The 21698-nt window shown below is 64.2% G+C and carries 21 protein-coding genes; 13 read left to right on the forward strand and 8 right to left on the reverse strand.

The annotated features are described in order from the left end of the window. Both GGQ67_RS20025 and GGQ67_RS20030 read right to left on the reverse strand, forming a co-directional pair. Positions 1–198: a type II toxin-antitoxin system HicA family toxin gene (locus GGQ67_RS20025; protein ID WP_037186717.1), complete on the reverse strand. Its 198-nt coding sequence runs from the start codon at positions 196–198 to the stop codon at positions 1–3. Beyond that, a complete protein-coding gene (locus tag GGQ67_RS20030) occupies positions 199–453 on the reverse strand; it encodes a DUF1902 domain-containing protein (RefSeq protein ID WP_037186714.1) in 255 nt (84 codons plus the stop codon). A 318-nt stretch (positions 454–771) separates the two neighbouring features. Here GGQ67_RS20030 and ileS point away from each other — a divergent pair, with 318 nt between their 5' ends. Beyond that, positions 772–3693: an isoleucine--tRNA ligase gene (ileS, locus tag GGQ67_RS20035; protein WP_183901894.1), complete on the forward strand. Its 2922-nt coding sequence runs from the start codon at positions 772–774 to the stop codon at positions 3691–3693. Positions 3694–3831: 138 nt separating this feature from the next. Further along, entirely contained in the window at positions 3832–4461 is a 630-nt protein-coding gene (locus tag GGQ67_RS20040; protein ID WP_183901895.1) for a hypothetical protein, read from the forward strand. A gap of 730 nt (positions 4462–5191) precedes the next feature. On the opposite strand, the gene GGQ67_RS20045 is transcribed toward GGQ67_RS20040, so the two are convergent. Then, positions 5192–5623 carry a nucleoside deaminase gene (locus GGQ67_RS20045; protein WP_183901947.1) on the reverse strand — a complete coding sequence of 144 codons (432 nt, stop codon included), beginning with the start codon at positions 5621–5623 and terminating at the stop codon, positions 5192–5194. An 89-nt stretch (positions 5624–5712) separates the two neighbouring features. On the opposite strand from GGQ67_RS20045, the gene GGQ67_RS20050 reads away from it, so the two are divergent. The 4 genes from GGQ67_RS20050 to GGQ67_RS20065 are packed head-to-tail and all read left to right on the forward strand — an operon-like array spanning position 5713 to position 9536. Then, positions 5713–7764 (forward strand): pseudouridine synthase, encoded by a 2052-nt coding sequence (locus GGQ67_RS20050; protein WP_183901896.1) that lies wholly within the window; start codon positions 5713–5715, stop codon positions 7762–7764. Then, a complete protein-coding gene (gene rsmD, locus GGQ67_RS20055) occupies positions 7745–8305 on the forward strand; it encodes a 16S rRNA (guanine(966)-N(2))-methyltransferase RsmD (RefSeq protein ID WP_183901897.1) in 561 nt (186 codons plus the stop codon). Before GGQ67_RS20050 ends, rsmD begins: the two co-directional genes overlap by 20 nt. Positions 8306–8328: 23 nt before the next feature. Further along, positions 8329–9237 carry a patatin-like phospholipase family protein gene (locus tag GGQ67_RS20060; protein ID WP_183901898.1) on the forward strand — a complete coding sequence of 303 codons (909 nt, stop codon included), beginning with the start codon at positions 8329–8331 and terminating at the stop codon, positions 9235–9237. 23 nt (positions 9238–9260) lie between these two features. Next, on the forward strand, positions 9261–9536 hold the full coding sequence (locus GGQ67_RS20065; RefSeq protein ID WP_183901899.1) for a type II toxin-antitoxin system TacA family antitoxin: 276 nt from the start codon (positions 9261–9263) through the stop codon (positions 9534–9536). Here the strand turns inward: GGQ67_RS20065 and GGQ67_RS20070 are convergent. Continuing rightward, the gene (locus GGQ67_RS20070; protein WP_183901900.1) at positions 9533–11341 is read right to left on the reverse strand and encodes a monovalent cation:proton antiporter-2 (CPA2) family protein; all 1809 of its coding nucleotides are present in this window, start codon (positions 11339–11341) and stop codon (positions 9533–9535) included. The genes GGQ67_RS20065 and GGQ67_RS20070 overlap by 4 nt on opposite strands. Positions 11342–11459: 118 nt before the next feature. On the opposite strand from GGQ67_RS20070, the gene GGQ67_RS20075 reads away from it, so the two are divergent. From GGQ67_RS20075 to GGQ67_RS20105, 7 genes are all read left to right on the forward strand, one after another. Continuing rightward, complete coding sequence (locus tag GGQ67_RS20075) at positions 11460–12806, forward strand: TldD/PmbA family protein (protein WP_183901901.1); 1347 nt, start codon at positions 11460–11462, stop codon at positions 12804–12806. Between the two features lie 138 nt (positions 12807–12944). Then, on the forward strand, positions 12945–13739 hold the full coding sequence (locus GGQ67_RS20080; RefSeq protein ID WP_183901902.1) for a 3'(2'),5'-bisphosphate nucleotidase CysQ: 795 nt from the start codon (positions 12945–12947) through the stop codon (positions 13737–13739). 68 nt (positions 13740–13807) lie between these two features. Next, positions 13808–14053, forward strand: coding sequence for a DUF4170 domain-containing protein (locus GGQ67_RS20085; protein ID WP_183901948.1), 246 nt, complete (start codon positions 13808–13810; stop codon positions 14051–14053). Between the two features lie 159 nt (positions 14054–14212). Continuing rightward, the gene (gene waaA, locus GGQ67_RS20090; RefSeq protein WP_183901903.1) at positions 14213–15532 is read left to right on the forward strand and encodes a lipid IV(A) 3-deoxy-D-manno-octulosonic acid transferase; all 1320 of its coding nucleotides are present in this window, start codon (positions 14213–14215) and stop codon (positions 15530–15532) included. A gap of 120 nt (positions 15533–15652) precedes the next feature. Next, positions 15653–16366, forward strand: a complete 714-nt coding sequence (locus GGQ67_RS20095) for an HAD family hydrolase (RefSeq protein ID WP_183901904.1) — start codon at positions 15653–15655, stop codon at positions 16364–16366. Positions 16367–16472: 106 nt separating this feature from the next. After that, positions 16473–17513 carry a tetraacyldisaccharide 4'-kinase gene (gene lpxK, locus GGQ67_RS20100; RefSeq protein ID WP_183901905.1) on the forward strand — a complete coding sequence of 347 codons (1041 nt, stop codon included), beginning with the start codon at positions 16473–16475 and terminating at the stop codon, positions 17511–17513. A 306-nt stretch (positions 17514–17819) separates the two neighbouring features. After that, positions 17820–18161 carry a YciI family protein gene (locus GGQ67_RS20105; protein WP_183901906.1) on the forward strand — a complete coding sequence of 114 codons (342 nt, stop codon included), beginning with the start codon at positions 17820–17822 and terminating at the stop codon, positions 18159–18161. Positions 18162–18376: 215 nt separating this feature from the next. Here the strand turns inward: GGQ67_RS20105 and GGQ67_RS20110 are convergent, their stop codons facing one another. From GGQ67_RS20110 to mutL, 4 genes are all read right to left on the reverse strand, one after another. Beyond that, the gene (locus tag GGQ67_RS20110) at positions 18377–19123 is read right to left on the reverse strand and encodes a phosphodiester glycosidase family protein (RefSeq protein WP_183901949.1); all 747 of its coding nucleotides are present in this window, start codon (positions 19121–19123) and stop codon (positions 18377–18379) included. 97 nt (positions 19124–19220) lie between these two features. After that, positions 19221–19433: a hypothetical protein gene (locus GGQ67_RS20115; protein ID WP_183901907.1), complete on the reverse strand. Its 213-nt coding sequence runs from the start codon at positions 19431–19433 to the stop codon at positions 19221–19223. A 67-nt stretch (positions 19434–19500) separates the two neighbouring features. After that, entirely contained in the window at positions 19501–19731 is a 231-nt protein-coding gene (locus GGQ67_RS20120; RefSeq protein WP_183901908.1) for a DUF2093 domain-containing protein, read from the reverse strand. A gap of 70 nt (positions 19732–19801) precedes the next feature. Then, on the reverse strand, positions 19802–21670 hold the full coding sequence (gene mutL, locus GGQ67_RS20125) for a DNA mismatch repair endonuclease MutL (RefSeq protein ID WP_183901909.1): 1869 nt from the start codon (positions 21668–21670) through the stop codon (positions 19802–19804). Positions 21671–21698: the final 28 nt, after the last annotated feature.

Here is a 21698-nt window from a genome sequence, read left to right on the forward strand (position 1 = left end):
TCAAAGCTTTCCCTTGTAACCGGCGTCTTTCAGGATCGCGTTAGCCGTATGACGGCTTTGGAGATTGCGCGGCACCAAAAGCATCTTCTTGGTGTCAGGCGATTGCCATTTCTCGTGCGATCCCTTAGCATTCTTCAGATAGACGTAGCCGAGGGCGGAAATGATCTCGCAGACAATCTTGTAATAGCCCTCGGCCATTCAGGCCGCCGCGACATGTGGGGTCGGGCGTTGCCAGAGAATCGCTGGAACGAGATCTTTCAGCGGCGTGTCGGCAAGGTCGGATGAGGACATGTGATTGGCGATGATCAGGTCGATGGCGCTGTCGAAGATGATGTCCTCGAACGCGTCTATATCGGCCGTTTCGATATGGAGCCCTTCGATATCGCTCTCGGAATAGAAGACCTTGGCCTCCTCGTCCCAGATTGCCTTGATGAAAAAGGTGCGTTTCACCATCGAAAGAGCCTCTGTGTTGCCGTGGCCTCAATATATAGCATCGGCGGTGACGCACAACGGTAGCAGAGGGCGGAGCTGCACCAATTCTCCTCTTCCTTTTCCACGTAAAAGCGCCTATGAACCGGCGCGATGAACACATTCCGGCTGGCGATCACGATACGAATTATCGGCCCGGCCTTCCGCGCGCGCTAAGCGGCCGGAAGGTCCGGGTTTTCGGCGCTCGACCTCAGAGCGCTTCCGCCACCACGATATTTCCAAGTCCGTTGCGCCCGTTTGCGAGGCGTAAAGCACGATCGCTAGAAGAGACGATTGCCAGACATGACCGATACAGCCGAAAAGATCGATTACTCCAAGACCCTCTATCTCCCCGAAACCGATTTCCCGATGCGCGCCGGTCTGCCGCAGAAGGAGCCGGAAACCGTTGCCCGCTGGCAGGAGATGGGCCTCTACAAGAAGCTGCGCGCATCCGCCGCCGGCCGCGAGAAATTCGTCCTGCACGACGGTCCTCCCTATGCCAACGGCAACATCCACATCGGCCACGCGCTGAACAAGATCCTCAAGGACGTCATCAACCGCTCGTTCCAGATGCGCGGTTTCGACGCCAACTATGTTCCCGGCTGGGATTGCCACGGCCTTCCGATCGAGTGGAAGATCGAGGAAAAGTATCGCGAGAAGGGCAAGAACAAGGACGAGATCCCGGTCAACGAGTTCCGCAAGGAATGCCGCGAATTCGCCGCCGGCTGGATCCGGACCCAGGCCGCGGAGTTCAAGCGTCTCGGCATCGAGGGTGATTTCGACAACCCCTACACGACGATGGCCTTCCACGCCGAAAGCCGTATCGCCGGCGAACTCTTGAAGATCGCAAAGTCCGGCCAGCTCTATCGCGGCTCCAAGCCGGTCATGTGGTCGGTCGTCGAGCGCACGGCGCTGGCTGAAGCCGAGGTCGAATACCACGACATCGAGAGCGACATGATCTGGGTGAAGTTTCCGGTTGTCAGCCAAGGAGTCGTTCCGGCGACAGCTCGCGGAGGCCCGGGGCAACAATCATTGGCGGATGCTTCGATCGTCATCTGGACGACTACGCCGTGGACAATTCCTGGCAATCGAGCAATCGCATTCTCTAGTCGCGTAAAGTACGCGCTGTACCGAGTTGTTAAGGCAGAGAACGATTTCGGCCCGCAACCCGGTGAGAAGCTGGTTTTCGCCCAAGCTCTGGCAGATGCGTCGGCTCAGAAAGCAAAAATTGAACTTGAACTCGTTGCTGAGTTGGACGCCGAAAGGGATCTCGCGCGCGTCGTTTGCGCCCACCCCTTCAAGAACCTCGGCGGCGGCTACGAATTCCTCGTGCCCCTCCTCGATGGCGACCACGTCACCGACGAGGCCGGCACCGGCTTCGTGCACACCGCGCCCAGCCACGGCCGCGAGGACTTTGACGCCTGGATGAGCCATGCCCGCGAGATCGAAGCCCGCGGCATCGACACCAAGATCCCGTTCCCGGTCGACGATGCCGGTTTCTACACCGCTGACGCCCCCGGCCTCGAAGGCGGCCGCGTCATCGACGACAACGGCAAGAAGGGCGATGCCAACGAGCGCGTCATCAAGGAACTCATTGCCCGCAACGCGCTCTTCGCTCGTGGCCGGCTGAAGCATTCCTATCCGCATTCCTGGCGCTCGAAGAAGCCGGTCATCTTCCGCAACACGCCGCAGTGGTTCGTCTACATGGACAAGACGCTGGCCGACGGCACGACGCTGCGTTCGCGCGCGCTGAACGCCATCGACGACACCCGCTTCGTCCCCGCCGCCGGCCAGAACCGTCTGCGCGCCATGATCGAAGGCCGCCCGGACTGGGTTCTGTCGCGTCAGCGCGCCTGGGGCGTGCCGATCTGCGTCTTCGTCGACGAGGCCGGCGAAGTCTTGGTCGATGACGAGGTCAATGCGCGCATTCTCGAAGCCTTCGAAGCCGAAGGCGCCGATGCCTGGTTCGCCGAAGGCGCGCGCGAGCGCTTCCTCGGCAAGAAGGCCAACGAGCCCTGGAAGCAGGTCATGGACATCCTCGATGTCTGGTTCGACAGTGGCTCGACCCACACCTTCACGCTGGAAGATCGCCCGGATCTCAAGTGGCCGGCCGATCTCTATCTCGAAGGCTCCGACCAGCATCGCGGCTGGTTCCACTCGTCGCTGCTGGAATCGGCCGCCACCCGTGGCCGCGCGCCTTACAACGCCGTCCTCACCCATGGCTTCACCATGGACGAGAAGGGCGAGAAGATGTCGAAGTCGAAGGGCAACGTCACCTCGCCGCAGGAAATCATGAAGGATGCCGGCGCAGACATCCTGCGCCTCTGGGTCATGACCTCGGACTACGCCGACGACCTGCGCGTCGGCAAGACGATCATCCAGACCAATGTCGACGCCTATAGAAAGCTGCGCAACACCATTCGCTGGATGCTCGGTACGCTGGCGCACGACAAGGGCGAGACCTTCCAGGTCTCCGAAATGCCGGAGCTGGAGCAGCTGATGCTCCATCGTCTGGCCGAGCTCGACCAGCTGGTGCGTGAAAACTACGACGCCTTCGACTTCAAGAAGATCGCCCGCGCGCTGATCGATTTCGCCAATGTCGAGCTCTCGGCCTTCTACTTCGACGTTCGCAAGGATGCGCTCTATTGCGACGCGCCATCCAGCCTGCGTCGCCGCGCCTCGCTGCATGTCATCCGCAACATCTTCGATTGCATGGTGACCTGGCTCGCCCCGATGCTGCCCTTCACGACGGAAGAGGCATGGCTATCGCGCAACCCCGGTGCCGTCTCCGTCCACCTCGAGCAGTTCCCGGAAATCCCCGCGAACTGGAAGAACGAGGCGCTCGCCGAGAAGTGGAAGAAGATCCGTGCCGTGCGCACGGTCGTGACCGGCGCGCTCGAGATCGAGCGCAAGGACAAGCGCATCGGCTCCTCGCTGGAGGCCGCCCCGGTCGTCCACATCGCCGATGCTGAGCTTTTGAAGGCGCTTGATGGCCAGGACTTCGAGGAGATCTGCATCACCTCGGGCATCGTCATCGAGGCCAACGAAGGCCCGGCCAATGCCTTCCGTCTCACCGAGGTGGCCGGCGTCAGCGTCGAGCCGAAGCTTGCGGAAGGCGCCAAATGCGCCCGCTCGTGGCGGATCACGACGGATGTCGGCTCCGATCCGCAATACCCCGATGTTTCGGCCCGCGATGCGGCGGCACTGCGCGAACTTGCTGCATAAGCTGAAGAAAGTTGCCGGATGAATTGCGCAATCGCGGTTCATCCGGTAAAAGCTGCCTGAAAATGGCCGGATTTTTCCGTCAGGGGGAGGATGTCCGGTTGAAGCGTTGACTGCACCGGCATGGCTGGAAGGGTTTTCATGTTATCGAAGCGTTGGTTCCGTTTGGGCGCATGCCTGACTGTTGCGATGGCAGGCACTGCGATGATGTCGGGCTGCACGAGTGGCCCCCGATACGGCACGGACAAGACGGCATTCCAGCAGCTGACCGATGACCTTGGCCAATCCACCTCGCTGACCGGCGCCGAGCCCAAGAACAAGGGCGTGAAATACAATCCGCGTCCGGGCCTCGTGGTTCCCAAGACCGGCGGCCAGGAAAACCTGGTTGCGCCGCAGCAGTCGATCGCCAGCAAGGACAATCCGGAATGGGTCGAATCGCCTGAGGAAACCCGCGCCCGTCTCGTCAAGGAAGCCGACGAGAACAGCGACAAGTCCAACTACCAGTCGCCGCTCGCCAACAACCAGATCGAAGGCGGTCGCCGCACGACGGATGCGCAGACCAAGGCCTACCGCGAAGCCCGCGCCATCCAGAAGGGCGCCTATATCGACCAGCGCCGCTTCATCTCCGATCCGCCGACCGAATACCGTCAGGTCGACGATCCCGCCAAGCTCGACGACGTCGGCGAGCCCGAGCTGAAGAAGATGAAGAAGAAGAAAAAGGAAGCCGCCGTCGCCGGCTCCGGCAAGCAGTGGTGGAACCTGCTGCAGTAAGGTTTCGGGCGCGGTGAGCTTTTTACAAACGTTCGATGTGAGCGCGTAGGGGAAAGACCCCTCCCAACCCTCCCCACAAGGGGGAGGGCTTAATTTGTGGCGATGTTGACGCCAAGACCGTGAGCGGGCCACGAGTCCTCTCCCCCACCTGTGGGGGGAGATGCCCGGCAGGGCAGAGGGGGGTGTTCCACGGCGAGACCTCTCTATCATCGCACCACATCCCCACAGACACACCAAAACCCCACGCGGCCTCTCACCCGTGTCTCCACCATGCAATCTTCACTCGGACGGGGCGCTGAAAATCACCTCGATTGAGTAAGTAGAATATGGCGCTTCCCAGCGCCCCGTTCGGCGGTTTTTATCCGCGACTCCGATCTCTCTGCCTTTCCGCCCAACTTCGCGGCGGAACCATGTGTGCCTCACAGGCACGTCCGGGTTCAACTCAGGCCCGTCTTGCGACAGAACCCGCCGTCACCGGAGGGAGATCATTTTCCGCGGACCCGGACCGTGAGGTTTTGCGTCCTACCCTCACGCTCCGCGCCGATCCCGCCTCGCCGGCACGCCTGCCGGTGTATCCGATGACGGGACGCCGATAGTGTAGGGGTGGGTTTCGAGCGCGGGGATGAACGAGCGGCCAAGATTATTTTAAGTTATTGATAGGAAATCAATATTTCGACTTTAGGTTCTGCGAAGTTGGCGCATTGCAGCGCCTGATTGGCCGGAAGCGCGCCTAATCCCGTTTCCCCTGAAAGAAGCCCCGCAAGATCTCCGCCGCCTGCACCTCGCTCATCCCGGAGTACACCTCCGGCGCATGATGGCACGTCGGCTGCGCGTAGAACCGCACGCCGCTGTCCACCCCGCCACCCTTCGGGTCCTCCGCACCGTAATAGAGCCGGCGGATGCGGGCAAACGAGATGGCCGCCGCGCACATCGTGCAGGGTTCCAGCGTCACGTAGAGATCGGCGCCCGTCAATCGCTCCTGGCCGAGCGCCTCGCAGGCCATGCGGATGGCGGCCACTTCGGCGTGCGCGGTGATGTCGTTGAGCTCGCGGGTGCGGTTGCCGGAACTGGCGATCACGGTGCCGTCGAGGACGACCACGGCGCCGATCGGCACCTCGCCGCGCGCGCCCGCGGCACGCGCCTCCTCAAGCGCCAGCTCCATAAATTGATTTGTCTTCACGATCCGACAATTTCCACTTAACCGCAGGGGCGCGAACTGATAGAAGGCCCCAAAAGGCAGGCAAACAACAAATGACATTCAAAGACAAGCCAAAACGGCCGGGTGGCAAGCCATCCCCGCGCGATACCGGCGCGAAATCGGGCGAGAAGCCCGCACGGAAGTTCGCAAAATCGGCTGACAAGGCGGATGCCGTGTCCGACGTGACGAGCGACAGCAAGGCGGAACGCATCTCCAAGGTGATGGCGCGCGCCGGCGTTGCCTCGCGTCGCGATATCGAGCGCATGATCCTCGATGGCCGCGTCACGCTGAACGGCAAGCCGCTGGATACGCCCGTCGTCAACGTCACGCTGACGGACAGAATAGAAGTCGACGGCATGCCGATCCGCGGCATCGAGCGCACGCGCCTGTGGCTTTACCACAAGCCGGCCGGCCTGGTGACCACCAATGCCGATCCGGAAGGCCGTCCGACCGTATTCGACAACCTGCCCGATGATCTGCCGCGCGTCATGTCGATCGGCCGCCTCGATATCAACACCGAAGGCCTGCTGCTCTTGACCAACGACGGCGGCCTGGCGCGTGCGCTGGAACTGCCGACGACAGGCTGGCTGCGCCGCTACCGCGTGCGCGCCCACGGCGAGATCGACCAGGAAGAACTCGACAAGCTGAAGGACGGCATCGCCGTCGACGGCGTGCTCTACGGCGCCATCGAAGCGACGCTCGACAAGGTGCAGGGCTCCAACGTCTGGCTCACCATGGGCCTGCGCGAAGGCAAGAACCGCGAAATCAAGAACGTGCTCGGCGCGCTCGGTCTCGATGTCAACCGCCTGATCCGCATCTCCTACGGCCCGTTCCAGCTCGGCGATATCCCCGAGCGGGCGGTGATCGAAGTGCGTGGACGCACGTTGCGCGACCAGCTCGGCCCGCGCCTGATCGAGGACGCCAAGGCCAATTTCGACGCGCCGATCTACAACGCGCCCGCCGTGACCGAGGAAGAGGAAGCCGACGCCAGGCCCGAGCGCCGCGAGCGCTCGTGGAAGCCGGAAGACAAGCGCGAACGCGCGCTGAGCCGCCTCGACACCAAGCGCGACGATAAACGCGACGATCGCCGTGGCGGTGATCGCGATCGCGATGGTGGCAGGGGCCCGAGCCGTGGTGGCGACCGCAAGGACGAGGGCCCGAAGCGTCCGGCGCTCGGCAGCCGCCGCAACGCCAATGTCTGGATGGCGCCCGGCGCCCGTCCGCTCGGCGAAAAGGCGGCCGCCAAGGCCGAGAAGAACGCCCAGACGGCGCTCCGCCGTGGCGAGAAGCCCGGCCGTTCCAAGCCGCAGCCGACAAGCTACGACGAAGGCCCGCGCGTGCAGATCAACCGCGCCCGCGACGAAGAGGGCGAATGGATCCGCTCCAGCGATGTGAGCCGCGAAGACGACCGCAAGCGCGGCGACCGTGGCGATCGCGGCTTCGGTGACCGTCCCCGTGGCGACCGCTCGTTTGGTGATCGCGGTGACCGCTCCGGCGGCGACCGCACGGCTCGCGGCGACCGGCCTTATGGTGATCGCCCACCCCGTGGCGATCGTCCCCAGGGCGAGCGCCCAAGAGGCGATCGTCCCTTTGGTGACAAGCCGCGTGGCGAGCGCAAGCCGCGCGAGGATGGCGACCGTCCGCGCTCCTTCGGTGACCGCCCGGCACGTAGTGATCGACCACGTGGCGATCGGCCTTTCGGTGATCGTCCTCCCCGTGGTAACCGTCCGACAGGCGACCGGCCGTTCGGCGACCGCCGTCCGCGCGAAGAGGGCGACGAGCGTCCCCGCGCCAAGCGTTTCTCCGGCGAGGCTCGTTCCGAGCGTCCGGCCGGCGAGCGTTCGTATGGCGATCGGCCCCGTGGAGATCGTCCCCAGGGCGAGCGCCCAAGAGGCGATCGTCCCTTCGGCGACAAACCGCGTGGTGACGGGCCGCGCGGCAAGAGCTTCGGGGCGAAGCCTGGCGGCTCCAAGCCGGGCGCGAAGAGTTTTTCGGGCAAGCCTTCGGGCGATCGTCCCGGTGGCGGCGGCAAGCCCTCGGGCGGGCCGTCGCGTGGTGGACCAAAAGGCAAGGGAATAGGACGCGGTGCGGATCGTCGGCGGTGAGTTTCGCGGACGGTCGCTCGCCGTGCCTAAATCCAACGACATCCGGCCGACTGCCGACCGGACGCGTGAGAGCCTGTTCAATATTCTGAGCCATGCCTATCCGGAATGCGTCGATGGCACCCGGATACTCGATCTCTTCGCCGGCACAGGCGCGGTTGGGCTGGAAGCCGTCTCGCGCGGCTGTCGCCATGCGCTCTTCGTTGAAAACAGCGTCGAGGGCAGGGGCCTGCTCTGGGAAAACATCGATGCGCTCGGCCTGCACGGCAAGACGCGCATTCTGAGACGCGACGCGACCGATCTCGGCAGCGTCGGCAACCTCGAGCCGTTCCAGTTCCTCTTCGCCGACCCGCCCTATGGCAAGGGTCTCGGCGAAAAGGCAATGGCGGCTGCCGCCAAGGGTGGTTGGCTGTTTCCGGGCGCGATTGCCGTGCTCGAGGAGCGCGCCGACGTTGCCGTTTCGGTCGATCCTTCCTATCTGTTCCTGGAAAACCGCATCTTCGGCGATACCAGGGTGCATTTCTACCGCTACCAGCCTGAATAGGTAGCGGCGACAGGGGGCGAAGGGTGACACAGCAGGCCGAAAAGACCAGTTCCGCGTTCCCTGCTCTCGAAGATGTTGCCTCCGGCGCGTCGCCGCGTATCGCCATCGCCTTCGGCGGCGGCGGTGCACGCGGCCTCGCCCATATCCACGTCATCGAAACGCTGGACGAACTCGGCATTCGACCGGTGGCGATATCGGGCTCCTCGATCGGCGCCATCATGGGCGCCGGCATGGCGGCCGGCATGACCGGCGAGGCCATCCGCGAACACGCGCTGATGACCGTCGGCAACAAGACCGCCGTGGTGAGCCGCCTCTGGGGCCTGCGCCCGCAGACCGTGCGCGACGCGGTGGCGAACGGCGTGCGCATCGGCCAGTTCAACCTCGAACGCATCCTGAAAGCCTTCCTTCCCGCCGATCTCCCCGATCGCTTCGAGGACCTGCCGATCCCGATGACGGTGACCGCCACCGACTATTACGGCCAGCAGGAAGTGCTGGTGAGCGAAGGGCAGCTGTTTCCGGCCCTCGCAGCCTCTTCCGCCATCCCTGCCGTCTTCATGCCGGTGCGGCTCCACGGCCGGGTGATGATCGACGGCGGCATCAGCAATCCCGTCCCCTATGAATGCCTGATGGACCGCGCCGATATCGTCATCGGCATCGACGTCGTCGGCGCGCCTGAAGGTGACGGCACGCATATTCCGAACCGCATGGAAAGCATCTTCGGCTCCGGCCAGCTGATGATGCAGACGGCGATCACGCTCAAACTCCGCATCCAGCCGCCCCACATTTTCCTGCGCCCCGCCGTCGGCCGCACCGGCGTCATGGATTTTTTGAAGGCCCGCGAAGTGCTGGCCATGTCTCAGGGTGTCAAGGACGAGCTGAAGTATGCTCTGGATGGCGCGATCGAGACGCATGCGCGGGCCGAGCGGCTGTGATAACGTCCGATTAGGAGGGCGTCATGAGCAACGCGAACCCACCAATGCGTACAGTCAGATTGAAAGCATCCGACGACGTCTGGTCGCTGATCGACCGCGCCGCGAAGCTACGAGGGCAGACAAGCGCCGAGTTCATTGTCGATGCCGCGCAGCGCGCCGCCGAGGATGCCCTTGCCGATTGCACGATCGCGTATGTCCCGGCGTCAAGCTACGATCACTACCTCCAAATATTGGATCAGCCGCCTTGCAATGATGGTTTTCGACGGCTCATGCGCGTGGAAAAGCCCTGGCAGTGCTAAACATCCGCCACCGCATCCCCCGTGCCCGCCAGCGGATCCTGTGAGAAATCCATCGTCCGCTTCGGCTTCACCAGCGGTTCCGGCTTGACCGGCTGCGAGTAGAGCATGTCGCGGCCTGCCTGTAGTCCCTCGGTGACCTGCAGCACCAGCCGCTGCTCGTCGCGGCGGCGGATGTCTTCGCCGATCTCGTAGGCGGCGGCCTCGCTGATGCCGAGCGCCTCCAGCGTCCGGCGACCGAACAGCAGGCCCGATTCCAGCGTTTCGCGCAGTTCGTAGTCGACATTGAGGTTCCGCAGCGCGATCGAGTGGACGCGGTCGTAGGAGCGCACGAAAAGCTTGGCCTCGGGATAGTCAGCCTGCACCAGCTCGACGATCTTGTCGGTCACTTCCCGTTTCTGCGTGCAGACGACGACGATCTTGGCGTGGTCGATGCCGGACGCCCGCAGCACGTCCTTGCGCGTGCCGTCGCCGAAATAGATGCGGAAACCGAAGGAGGAGGCCTGGCGGATGCGGTCGGCCGAGGTGTCGATGACGGTCACCGCGCGCCCGCCGGCAAGCAGGATCTGCGACGCGATCTGGCCGAAACGCGAGAAGCCGATCATCAGCACGTCGGCGCCGGCGCCCTCGAAATCCTCCTCCAGCGTCTCCTTCGTCTCGCCGCTCTGGAACCTTTTGGCAAGCTTGGTGCCGATCGGCGTCAGCGCCATGGACAGCGTTACGATGGCGATCAGGAGGGATGCCGTGCTCGATGGCATCAGCGACGAAGCACCGGCCGCCGAAAACAGCACGAAGCCGAATTCACCGCCCTGCGGCAGCAGGAAGGCGATGCGGATCGCGTCATTGTGATCGGAGCCCGTCAGCCGGCAGAGCGCGTAGATGATGAGCGCCTTCGCCGCCATGACGACAGGCACGGTGACGAGGATGACCAGCGCGTTGTCCCAGAGCACGTCGAGCTGCAGCGACAGGCCGACGGCGATGAAGAAGATGGCGAGAAGCACGCCGCGGAAAGGCTCGATATCCGCTTCAAGCTCGTGTCGATAGGAGGATTCCGCCAGCATCACGCCCGCCAGGAACGCGCCCATCGCCATCGACAGCCCGGCCATCTGCATCAGCGTCGCCGACCCCATGACGACGAAAAGTGCCGCCGCGATCATCGCCTCGCGTGCGCCGGTGCTGGCGATGATCTGGAACAGCGGCGTCAGGAGGTAGCGGCCCATGACGATCATCGCGCCGACAGCGCCGATGGCGATCCCGAAATCGACGATCGGCGTGCCGTGGCCCTTGCCGGTGTCGAGGATGTTGATCAGCGCCAGAAGCGGCACGATGGCGAGATCCTGGAACAGCAGCATCGAGAAGGAGCGCTGCCCGTAGCGCGTGCTGACGTCGCCGTCGTCCTCCAGTATCTGCATGGCAAACGCGGTGGACGACAGCGCCAGGCCGAATCCGGCGATGATACTGCCGCGCCAGTCGAGCAGGCCGGAGAGATCGGCGAGCGCCGTCAGCACCAGCCCGGTGAGGATCACCTGCGCGGCGCCGAGCCCGAATATGTCGCGCCGCATCTGCCAGAGCCGGCTCGGCTTCAGCTCCAGCCCGATGATGAAAAGCAGGAACACGACGCCGAGTTCGGCGACGTTCAGGATCTGCTCTCCGTCAGTCAGCCCGTTGAAGATCGGCCCGATCACCACGCCGGCGGCGAGATAGCCGAGCACCGTTCCAAGCCCCAGCCGCTTGAAGATCGGGGCCGAAACGACCGCGCCGCCGAGCAGCAGGATCGTTTCGGTGAAGAGGGCGTTGGGCTCGGACATCCGCTAAGCTTCTTTCAATGGTGATGGTTGCGCAAGCAGCGCGAAAAAGAATCGGCGCCGTCGGCCTTGATGCTTTCCGTAGCGCACAATAAATGGAACGCGAAGGAAAGGCCAAACCATGTCCTCTGAAATTGATTCCTCGACGCTTCTCTCCCGCGCCAGCCAGCTGATCGACCTCGCCAGGAAGGCGGGCGCCGATGCCGCCGATGCGGTGGTCGTCCGCTCCCGATCGCAATCCGTCAGCGTGCGGCTCGGCAAGGTGGAAGAAACAGAATCCTCCGAGAGCGATGATTTCTCGCTGCGCGTCTTCGTCGGAAAGCGCGTCGCCAGCGTCTCGGCCAATCCCGGCTTCGACATGTCGGTGCTCGCCGAGCGCGCGGTCGCCATGGCCAAGGTCTCGCCTGAAGATCCCTTCGCGTGCCTCGCGGACGAGAGCCGGCTCGCCAGATCCTATCCCGACCTGCAACTGCTCGACAGCACCGAGGTCTCCGCCGACCAGCTGCGCGAGGCGGCCCTTGCGACGGAAGCGGCCGGTCTTGCTGTCCCCGGCGTCACCAATTCCTCGGGCGCCGGCGCATCCTCGGGTCGCGGCGGCATGGTTCTCGTCACCTCGCACGGCTTTGAAGGCAGCTACATGGGCTCGCGCTTCGGCCGCTCCGTCAGCGTTATCGCCGGCGAGGGCACCGGCATGGAGCGCGACTACGATTTCGACAGCCGCATCTATTTCTCCGAACTGGACGATCCCGCCGAAATCGGCCGCCGCGCCGGTGAACGCGCCGTCAAGCGCCTGAAGCCGCGCCAGGTCGATACCGGCAAAAATGTCACCGTGATCTTCGATCCGCGTATCGCCCGCGGCTTCGTCGGCCACATCGCCGGCGCCATCAACGGTGCATCGGTCGCCCGCAAGACCAGCTTCCTGCGCGACAGGATGGGCGAACAGGTGTTGAAATCCGGCCTGTCGATCACCGACGATCCGATGATCGTGCGCGGCCCCGCCTCGCGCCCCTTCGATGGCGAAGGCGTCTCCGGCGAGCGCATGGTGATGATCGAGGACGGTGTCCTGAAGCACTGGTTCCTTTCGACATCAACCGCCCGCGAGATCGGCATGGAGACCAACGGCCGTGGCGTGCGCGGCGGCAATGCGGTGACGCCCGCCTCGACCAACCTGGCGCTCGAGCCCGGCGATATCTCGCCCGAGGACCTGATCCGTGGCGTCGGCAACGGTTTCTACATCACCGAGCTGATCGGGCAGGGGGTCAACATGATCACCGGCGAATACAGCCGTGGCGCCACCGGTTTCTGGATCGAAAACGGTGAATTGACCTTCGCGGTTTCGGAAGTGACCATTGCATCGAACCTCAAGGAGATGTTCATGCGGGTAACGCCGGCCAACGACATCGACCGCAAGTACGGGGTAGCCGCCCCGACCATCGCGATCGAGGGAATGACGCTGGCCGGACGGTGATCGCGGGCTAAAGCGCCTCGCGATCTTTCAGATTCGCTCATTGCGCTTTAGGTCTTTCTTTTACCGCATGTCTTCATCGCAAAACCGCTTCACACTTTTGCGCGACATGCTCTAGCCGCTGACGGATTGGAATTTGGGATGAGCGACGTGGACAATGCCCGCTGGCAGAGCGATCTGGACCTGATCGCCGACGCTGCAAGGCGAGCAGGTGCCGTGGCGCTTGGCCATTTCAACCAGTCGCCCGAGGTCTGGTGGAAGAACGAGGGCCGCTCGCCGGTCAGCGCCGCCGATTTCGCCGCCAACGAAATCCTTGAAACCCTGCTGCGCGCCGCCCGCCCGGATTACGGCTGGCTGTCGGAAGAGACCGAGGACAGCGCCGATCGCCTGTCGCGCGACACGCTCTTCATCATCGATCCGATCGACGGCACCCGCGGCTTCCTCGCCGGCCAGAAGCTCTGGTGCGTCAGCATCGCCGTCGTCCACAAGGGGCGGCCGGTTGCCGGTGTGCTCAACGCGCCGGCACTCGACGAACTCTATGAGGCGGTCGCCGGTGGCGTCGCCCTGAAGAACGGCATGCCGATCCGCGTATCGGAGCCGAAGCCGCCGGTTCGCTTCGCCATCGCCGAGGATGTGCTGAACGGCTTCCCCCAGCCGCTGCGCGCCAGGATCGAGCGGATCAGGCACGTGCCTTCGCTCGCCTACCGCGTCGCCATGGTGGCCGATGGGGCGATCGACGGCACCTTCGTGAAGCGCAATTCCCACGACTGGGATCTGGCCGCCGCCGACCTCATTCTGGAACGGGCGGGTGGCCGTCTCGTCAACCTCGATGGAACGGCGCTGACCTATAACCGCGCGGATGTTCGCCATGGCGAGCTTTGCGCCGGCTCCGAGCCGCTGTTGAATGAATTTCTATCCCCTATCGCGGCGCGCTGAGCAGTTGACGTTTCCGTCAAAATCCCTCAGATGAAACGGCGGAGGAGCAGATGAAGGAAGTGACCGAAATGACCAAGTCCGGTGAAAAGAAGCAATTGTTGCACCTCGTGTTCGGCGGCGAACTGGAAAGTCTCGATGACGTGCAGTTCAGCGATCTCTCGGGCCTGGATATCGTCGGCATCTTCCCCGATTACGCATCCGCTCTGACGGCCTGGAAGTCCAAGGCCCAGTCGACCGTCGATAATGCCCACATGCGCTATTTCATTGTCCATATGCACCGCTTGCTTGATCCCGAAGACAAGTCCGGCAAATAATTTTCGGCCCTGGTGGCCCCCGTTTTTATCCAGCCGCCTGTCTTATCGAGGTACAGGGGCGGTTGTTGACGCATTCTGAACAAACTGATCGGTCATTTCGGCCGCAATGATATTTGGGAATGGGTTGATGTCGATCATCGTCGATCGGAGACGTGTCATATGAGCGGCCGCATGGCGCGTTTCGCGCTGGGCGCTTATCAGGCGGCCGGGACGTTGATCACGCCCTTCGTCGGCGGTTATCTGACCTATCGCGCCGCCAAGGGCAAGGAAGACAGGGCTCGCCGGCTCGAGCGCTCCGGCTATGCCAGCGCCGATCGCCCCGCCGGTCCGCTGGTGTGGTTTCATGCCGCGAGCGTCGGCGAGATGAACGCCGTCATTCCCCTGATCCGCGAGATCCGCCGCCGCGACGTCCACGTCATCCTGACGACGGGCACCGTCACCTCGGCCAAGCTCGCCGCCGAACGCGTCGGCTCCGAAGTCATCCACCAATATGTGCCGCTCGACCTGAAGCCCGCCGTCAGCCGCTTCCTCGATTATTGGCAGCCCGATTGCGCGCTGATCGCCGAATCCGAGATCTGGCCGGCCACCGTGCTGGAGCTGGGCCGCCGCCGCATCCCGCAGATCCTCGTCAACGCCCGCATGTCCGATCGCTCCTTCGCCCGCTGGACCCGCCGTCAGGCGCTGGCCGAGGCGCTGTTCGAGAACCTCGCGCTCGTCATCGCGCAGTCGGATGTCGATGCCGAGCGTTTCCGCGACCTGGGCGCGCGCCAGGTGCTGATGTCCGGCAATCTCAAGGTCGATACCGACGCGCCGTCTTATGATCCCGCCACCTTCGCGCGCTATCAGCAGCAGGTCGGCGACCGCAAGACATGGGCGGCGATCTCCACCTTCGATGGCGAGGAGAAGGCGGCCGGCATCGTCCACCGCACGCTGAGGGAGCGCAACGGCCAGCTGACGATCATCGTGCCGCGCCATCCCGAGCGCGCCGATGCCATCGAGGCCGAACTGGTCAAGCAGGGGCTGAAGGTCGCCCGCCGCACCCGCGAGGATATGCTCACCCCCGATGTCGACGTCTTCCTCGGCGATACGATCGGCGAGATGGGGCTTTATCTGCGCATGACGGAGGTCGCCTTCGTCGGCCGCTCGCTGTTCGGCGAGGGCGGGCAGAACCCGCTGGAGCCGGCCATGCTCGGCTGCGCGGTGCTCTCGGGAAGCAATGTCCAGAATTTCCGCGAGGCCTACCAGCGGCTTGCCCGCCGTGGCAGCGCCCGCATGGTGCGCGATACCGAGATGCTGGCCAAGGGCGTGCATTATTTGCTGACCAACGACCCGGCGCGCCGCAATATGATCGAGGCTGGCGCCGCGGCCGTGCAAGAAATGCGCGGTGCGCTGACGGCGACGATGAAGGGTCTCGAGCCCTACATCAATCCGCTGACGGTAAAGGCAAGGCTGCTGCCGAAGACGGCGGCGCAACGCTAGAGCACGTCGCGCAAAAGTGTGAAGCGGTTTTGCGATAACGACATGCGGTAAAACAAACAGCTAAAGCGCAACGAGCGAATCTGAAAGATCGCGAGGCGCTTTAAAGCTAGGGTCAAGGACATGCAGGTGATCAAGGGTATCCTGTTCGACAAGGATGGCACGCTCCTCGATTATGACGAGAGCTGGCTGCCGGTGAACCGCGAGCTGGCGCTGATCGCCGCCAGGGACGACGCTGCGCTTGCCGACCGCCTGCTGCTTGCCTGCGGCATGGATCCCTTGACCGGCCATATCGTTCCCGACAGCCTGCTCGCCGCCGGTAACACGCGCCAGATTTCGGAGGGCCTCGTCGCCGCCGGGTCGACGGTTCCCGTCGACGAGCTGACGGTAAGGCTCGACGAACTCTTTTCCCATGCCGCAGATTTCTCCGTGCCGGTCACCGATCTCGCTTCTTTCTTCGCCCGCCTGCATGCGCGCGGCTTCAAGCTCGGCGTCGCCTCCAGCGATAACGAGCGCTCGATCCGACAGACGGCCAAGCGCTTCGGCTTTGCCGAATACATCGATTACGTCGCCGGCTACGACAGCGGCCACGGCACCAAGCCGGAGCCCGGCATGGTGCTCGGCTTCTGCGCGGCCACGGGTCTTGACCCCTCCGAAGTCGCCGTCGTCGGTGACAACAACCACGATCTGCACATGGGCCGCAACGCCAATGTCGGGCTGACGGTCGCGGTTTTGACCGGCACCGGATCGCGTGAATCGCTCGCCGCCGCCAGCGATCATTGCCTCAACGATATCACCGAACTCGAAGGGCTGCTGCCCGGCCTGCAGTTCGCCTGATCGACCAAAGGCTTGCTTTTTCTTGAAAATTGCCTTTTCTTTTCGCTCGGGTGGAGATGACATCGGCGGGCGCCATGCCGGCGGTGCGAAAAGCAGGACGGCGAAGATGGTATCCGAAGCGCCACCATTCTGGTGGACGAAAGCCGATTGGCGCGCCTGGACGCTCTATCCGATCTCCTTTCTTTACGGCCGTATCTCGGGCTACCGCATGGTCAACGCCAGGCGCGCTTCCGTGCCCGTCCCTGTGATCTGCGTCGGCAATTTCACCGTCGGCGGCGCCGGCAAGACGCCGACCGCCATTGCGATCGCCCGCGCCGCCAAGGCCAAGGGCCTGACGCCCGGCTTCCTCAGTCGCGGTTATGGCGGCTCGCTCGATGTGACCACCGTGGTCGATGCCGGCCACCACCGCGCCGTGGCCGTCGGCGACGAACCGCTGCTTCTCGCCCGCGAGGCGCTCACCGTCATTTCCCGCCGCCGGGTCGAGGGCGCCAGGCGCCTCGTCAAGGAAGGCGCCGACCTGATCATCATGGATGACGGCTTCCAGAGCGCCCGCCTCGCCATCGATTACGCGCTGCTGGTCATCGACGCCACGCGTGGCCTCGGCAACGGCCATATCGTTCCGGGCGGCCCGGTGCGCGCGCCGATCAAGCTGCAACTGCGCTACGCGACAGCGCTTCTGAAGGTCGGCGCGGGTGCAGCCGCCGACCAGATCGTGCGCATCGCGGCGCGCGCCGCCAAGCCCTATTTCACCGCATCCGTGACGGTCTCCGACGGCGCCGATCTGAAGGGCCGGAAGGTTCTGGCCTTCGCCGGCATCGCCGATCCTTCGAAATTCTTCCGTACGGTCGATGAGATCGGTGCCGAAACCGTCGCCCGCCGCTCCTTCGGCGATCACGAGCATCTGACCGACGACGAGATCGACGACATCCTCGAAACCGCCGCCCGCGACGACCTCCAGATCGTCACCACCTCCAAGGACTTCGTGCGGCTGGCGGGTCACCACGGCAAGGCCGAGACGCTGGCCTCGAAATGCCGGGTGATCGAGGTGGAAATGACCTTCGAGGACCACCTGGCGCCGGGGCTGATCATCGACCGCGCGCTCGATGCCTGCCGCGAGCGCCGGCTTAAGGAGATGGCGGCGGGGTAAGCGTGTTGAGGCGTTCTGCCGTGAAGCACCCCCCTCTGTCCTGCCGGACATCTCCCCCACAAGGGGGGAGATCGACGTGTGGTTAGGCTTTCGCCAGACGTTGAGGTACAAGCGGGCGGTCGCGCCCAGCCAATCTCCCCACCTGTGGGGGAGATGCCCGGCAGGGCAGAGGGGGGTAATTCTTGTGCCACGCCTGCCTGTTGCAACCCGCGCTCGATGCCCACGTCATCACCCCCGATCATATCACATGTCGGATGCCGCAGCCCCCAATCGTCTCTACAATAGGTTCAACATGGAGGAGACGTCATGCCCCGCTATCTGGTAGCCATTCACCATCCTGATGATTACGACCCCGCCGTCTCGGAAGATGAGGCGATGCATCGTGCGATCGATGCGCTCAACGACGAGATGATCGCTGCGGGCATCCGGCTCTTCGTCGGCGGCCTGCATCGGGCGGGCACCGCCAAGTCGTTGCGCGCCGATGCCGATGGAAATGTGTCGGTGAGCGACGGTCCCCATCTCAAAACCAGGGAGCATGTCGGCGGTTTATGGGTGCTGGAGGCTGATGGCATGGACGAGGCGTTGGCCTGGGGCCGCAAGGCTGCCATCGCTTGTCGGGCTCCTGTCGAGGTTCGGGCGTTCCACTAGCGCTGTCGATGCGATGGGCGTTGTGCCGTGTGTCGCCCCCCTCTGTCCTGCCGGACATCTCCCCCACAGGTGGGGAGATTGGCTGGGCTTGCCCGCTCGCTCCTACTTCAACGTTTGGCGAAGACCTAACCGCGAGTCGATCTCCCCCCTTGTGGGGGAGATGCCCGGCAGGGCAGAGGGGGGTAATCCTGGCTCCAATCTCGCTACAAGCCGGCCTACTCCACCACCCCGAACACCGGCCCATACCCGCCATGCCAGGAAAAATCACTGCGCCCCAATTCGCCGCTATAGAACCCCGCACCACCCCCGCCATCGAGAAACAGCGCGTCCGGGCATTGCAGGCGATCGCGGAAAAGCCGCGCGAAATCGTGAAAGTTGACGGGATCGTCGCTGACCGCGAAACGGACGGTGCCATTGTCGCAGACACCCACGCCGCTGCGCCGCGTGCGGTCGCTGGAGCCGGCGATGAAGATCGGGTTGATCCTGTTAGCGATCACCAGCATCGGCCCGGACTGCGTGGCAAGCCTGACGTCGGGGCGTAGCTTCATGAAAGTCGCGGTCGGCAGGATGCCCGCGCCCTTGTCGCCGATATAGAATATCCCGTTCGGCTTCTTGTAGAAGTTCGGCACCGGACCGCTCGCCGTCGACGCCTTGACGCTTGCCACCGGCCGCAGCTCCCGGCCGTTCTCGACATAGAGGCCGATCGGCGAGAAATCCTCGAGATACATCCCGGCATTGACGGCGAAGACGAGCGTCTTGCCCTTGGCGGTGACGGCGTCAGCGATGCCGGGGAAGGAGCGGTAGGGCGCGCCGTCGTCGCCTTTCCAGAAGAGACGCAAGTCAACCTTGGCGGGATCGACGGTGCAGATCACGTAATTGGTGTTCTCGACCGTTTCCCGCGCGCAGGGTCCGGCAAGCACGGGCCGGGCGGAGCCGACGACAGCGCCAAGCAGGATGGCCATCCCGATGAGGGCGGCGGACAACAGGGCGGATGAACGGAAGAGCACCGGTTCTCGTCCTTTTGCGGTGTGAGACTGCGAGCCGCCGAAAGGGCCGGCTTTAAAGCTTGCGCGCTTCCAGCCGCCGCCTGTCGCGCTCGACGGTCTGGAAGCCCATCGGCGTCAGGCGGAATTGCCGCTTCTGGAATTCGCCGCGGATTTCGACGAAGCCCTGCGCTTCGGCTTCGTACAAGGTCTTCAGGCCCATCTCCTTGGGAGGCGTCTGCCAATCCCGGCCGACGGCGCTGTGCAGCAATGCGATGATCTTGATCATTGTTTTCTCCATGGCCGAGGCGCTGCTTTGGCGCTGCGCCGTCTCGCCAACGTCGTCGGGCCCGCGATTACCGCTTCTGGTTCGGCAGCACGCCGGCGCGCTTGTCGGCCTCGAAGGAGGACACGGCGTCGGCATAGGGTTCCTGGCGGGCGACGCTCCAGTAGCGCAGTTCGTCGAGCGGGATCTGCTTGCCCGTCATGGCGCAGACGACATGGGAACCCGGCGACAGGATCTGAAAATCCGCATCGAGATAGCGTATCTTCGCTTCGCGGTTTCCGTTTCCTTCAAACAAGTTCATGCGCTCCAATCCTCAAAGCCGACCGTAACAGGATTGCCATACCCCGCAACAGCCGCCATTGCCAGCGATTTCAGCTCCGGCCGAACAGCCGCTCGATGTCGGAAAGCTTGAGCTCGATATAGGTCGGCCGGCCGTGATTGCACTGTCCGGAGCCCGGCGTCATCTCCATCTGGCGCAACAGCGCGTTCATCTCCTCCGGCCGCAGCCGTCGTCCCGAGCGCACCGATCCGTGGCACGCCATGGTCGCCGCCACATATTCGAGCTTGGCCGATAGTCCCGATGCGGTGTCCCACTCGGCGATCTCGTCGGCGAGCTGCTTGATCAGCCCCGAGGCATCGACCTCGCCGAGCATCGCCGGCGTCTCGCGCACGGCGATGGCGCCCGGCCCGAAACGCTCGATGCCAAGCCCGAGCTCGCCGAACTCGGAGGAAAACTGCATCAGCCGGTCGCAATCCTCTTCCGGCAGGTCGATGATCTCGGGGATCAGCAGCACCTGCGAGGCCAGTCTCTTGGAGTGCAGCGCCTTGCGCATCGCCTCGAACACCAGCCGCTCATGCGCGGCGTGCTGGTCGACGATGACAAGCCCGGTTTCGGTCTGCGCCACGATGTAGTTCTCGTGGATCTGCGCGCGCGCCGCGCCGAGCGGGAAGCGCGACGGCACCTCGGCCTCGGCGACGGGCGCTGGCGCCATCCATGGCGAAGTCTGCGTGGCTTCGGCCCGGGCCGTCGGCATCGTCAGCCCGTCGAACGATGTCTGTGGCCGGTCACTGAAACCGTTGCCGGCCGGACGCGGCGGGGAGTGGGAGTAGCCGGCGGGGGCGGAGAAAGGCCGCGACGGCGAGGTCTCGGCGCTCCATTGCTGCTGCGGTTGCGGTTGCGGCCGGTAGCCGTTCGGCTGGAAGCCGGCGCGGAAGGCGCGCAGCATGCCGTCGGCGCCCGTGGTCGCCGCCCGGCTGCCGTCGCGCGCCAGCGCCTCGCGGATCGCGCCGACGATCAGCCCGCGCACCAGTTGCGGATCGCGAAAGCGTACGTCCGACTTGGCCGGATGCACATTGACGTCGACCAGCGCCGGATCGAGCCCGATCGACAGCACCGCCACCGCGTAGCGTCCCGATGGGATCGTCTCGGCATAGGCGCCACGGATCGCCGACAGCACCAGCTTGTCCTGCACCGGCCGGCCGTTGACGAAGGCATATTGATGCGCCGCGTTGCCGCGGTTGAAGGTCGGCACGCCGGCAAAGCCGGTCAGCGTCACATCCTCGCGCTCGGCATTGATTTCGATTGCGTTGTCGCGGAAATCCTTGCCGAGGACCTGCGCCATGCGCGCCAGATGGTCGTCGCCGGTCGCGGGAAACTCCAGCGTCGTGCGGTCGGTGCCCGAGAGCACGAAGCGCACCTGCGGGAAGGCGATCGCCATGCGCTTGACGATCTCGGTGATCGCGCCGGCCTCGGCCTTCTCCGTTTTCAGGAATTTCAGCCGCGCGGGCGTCGCGAAGAAGAGGTCGCGCACCTCGACGATGGTGCCGGGATTGAGCGCTGATGGCCGCAGATGCTGCAGCTTGCCGCCCGCCACCGAAATTTCCGCCCCGCCATCGCTGTCGCGGCGGCGGCTCGAAATCGTCAGCCGCGCCACCGAGCCGATAGAGGGCAGCGCCTCGCCGCGAAAGCCGAGCGTATGGATATCGTCGAGCGTATCGGTGATCTTCGAGGTGCAGTGCCGGCGCACGGCAAGCTCCAGATCGCGCTCGTCCATGCCCGAGCCGTTGTCGGTCACCCGAAGCAGGCTCTTGCCGCCGCCCGAGGTGGCGATCTCGATACGCGTTGCGCCTGCGTCGAGCGCGTTCTCGATCAGTTCCTTGGCGGCGCTGGCGGGGCGTTCGATGACCTCGCCGGCGGCGATTTGGTTGATGAGCGTTTCGGAAAGCAGCTTGATCGACATGCCGCCATTTTCGCGGATTCTCGCGGCC

The sequence above is a fragment of the Rhizobium metallidurans genome, assembly GCF_014196505.1.
Classification (GTDB): domain Bacteria; phylum Pseudomonadota; class Alphaproteobacteria; order Rhizobiales; family Rhizobiaceae; genus Rhizobium; species Rhizobium metallidurans.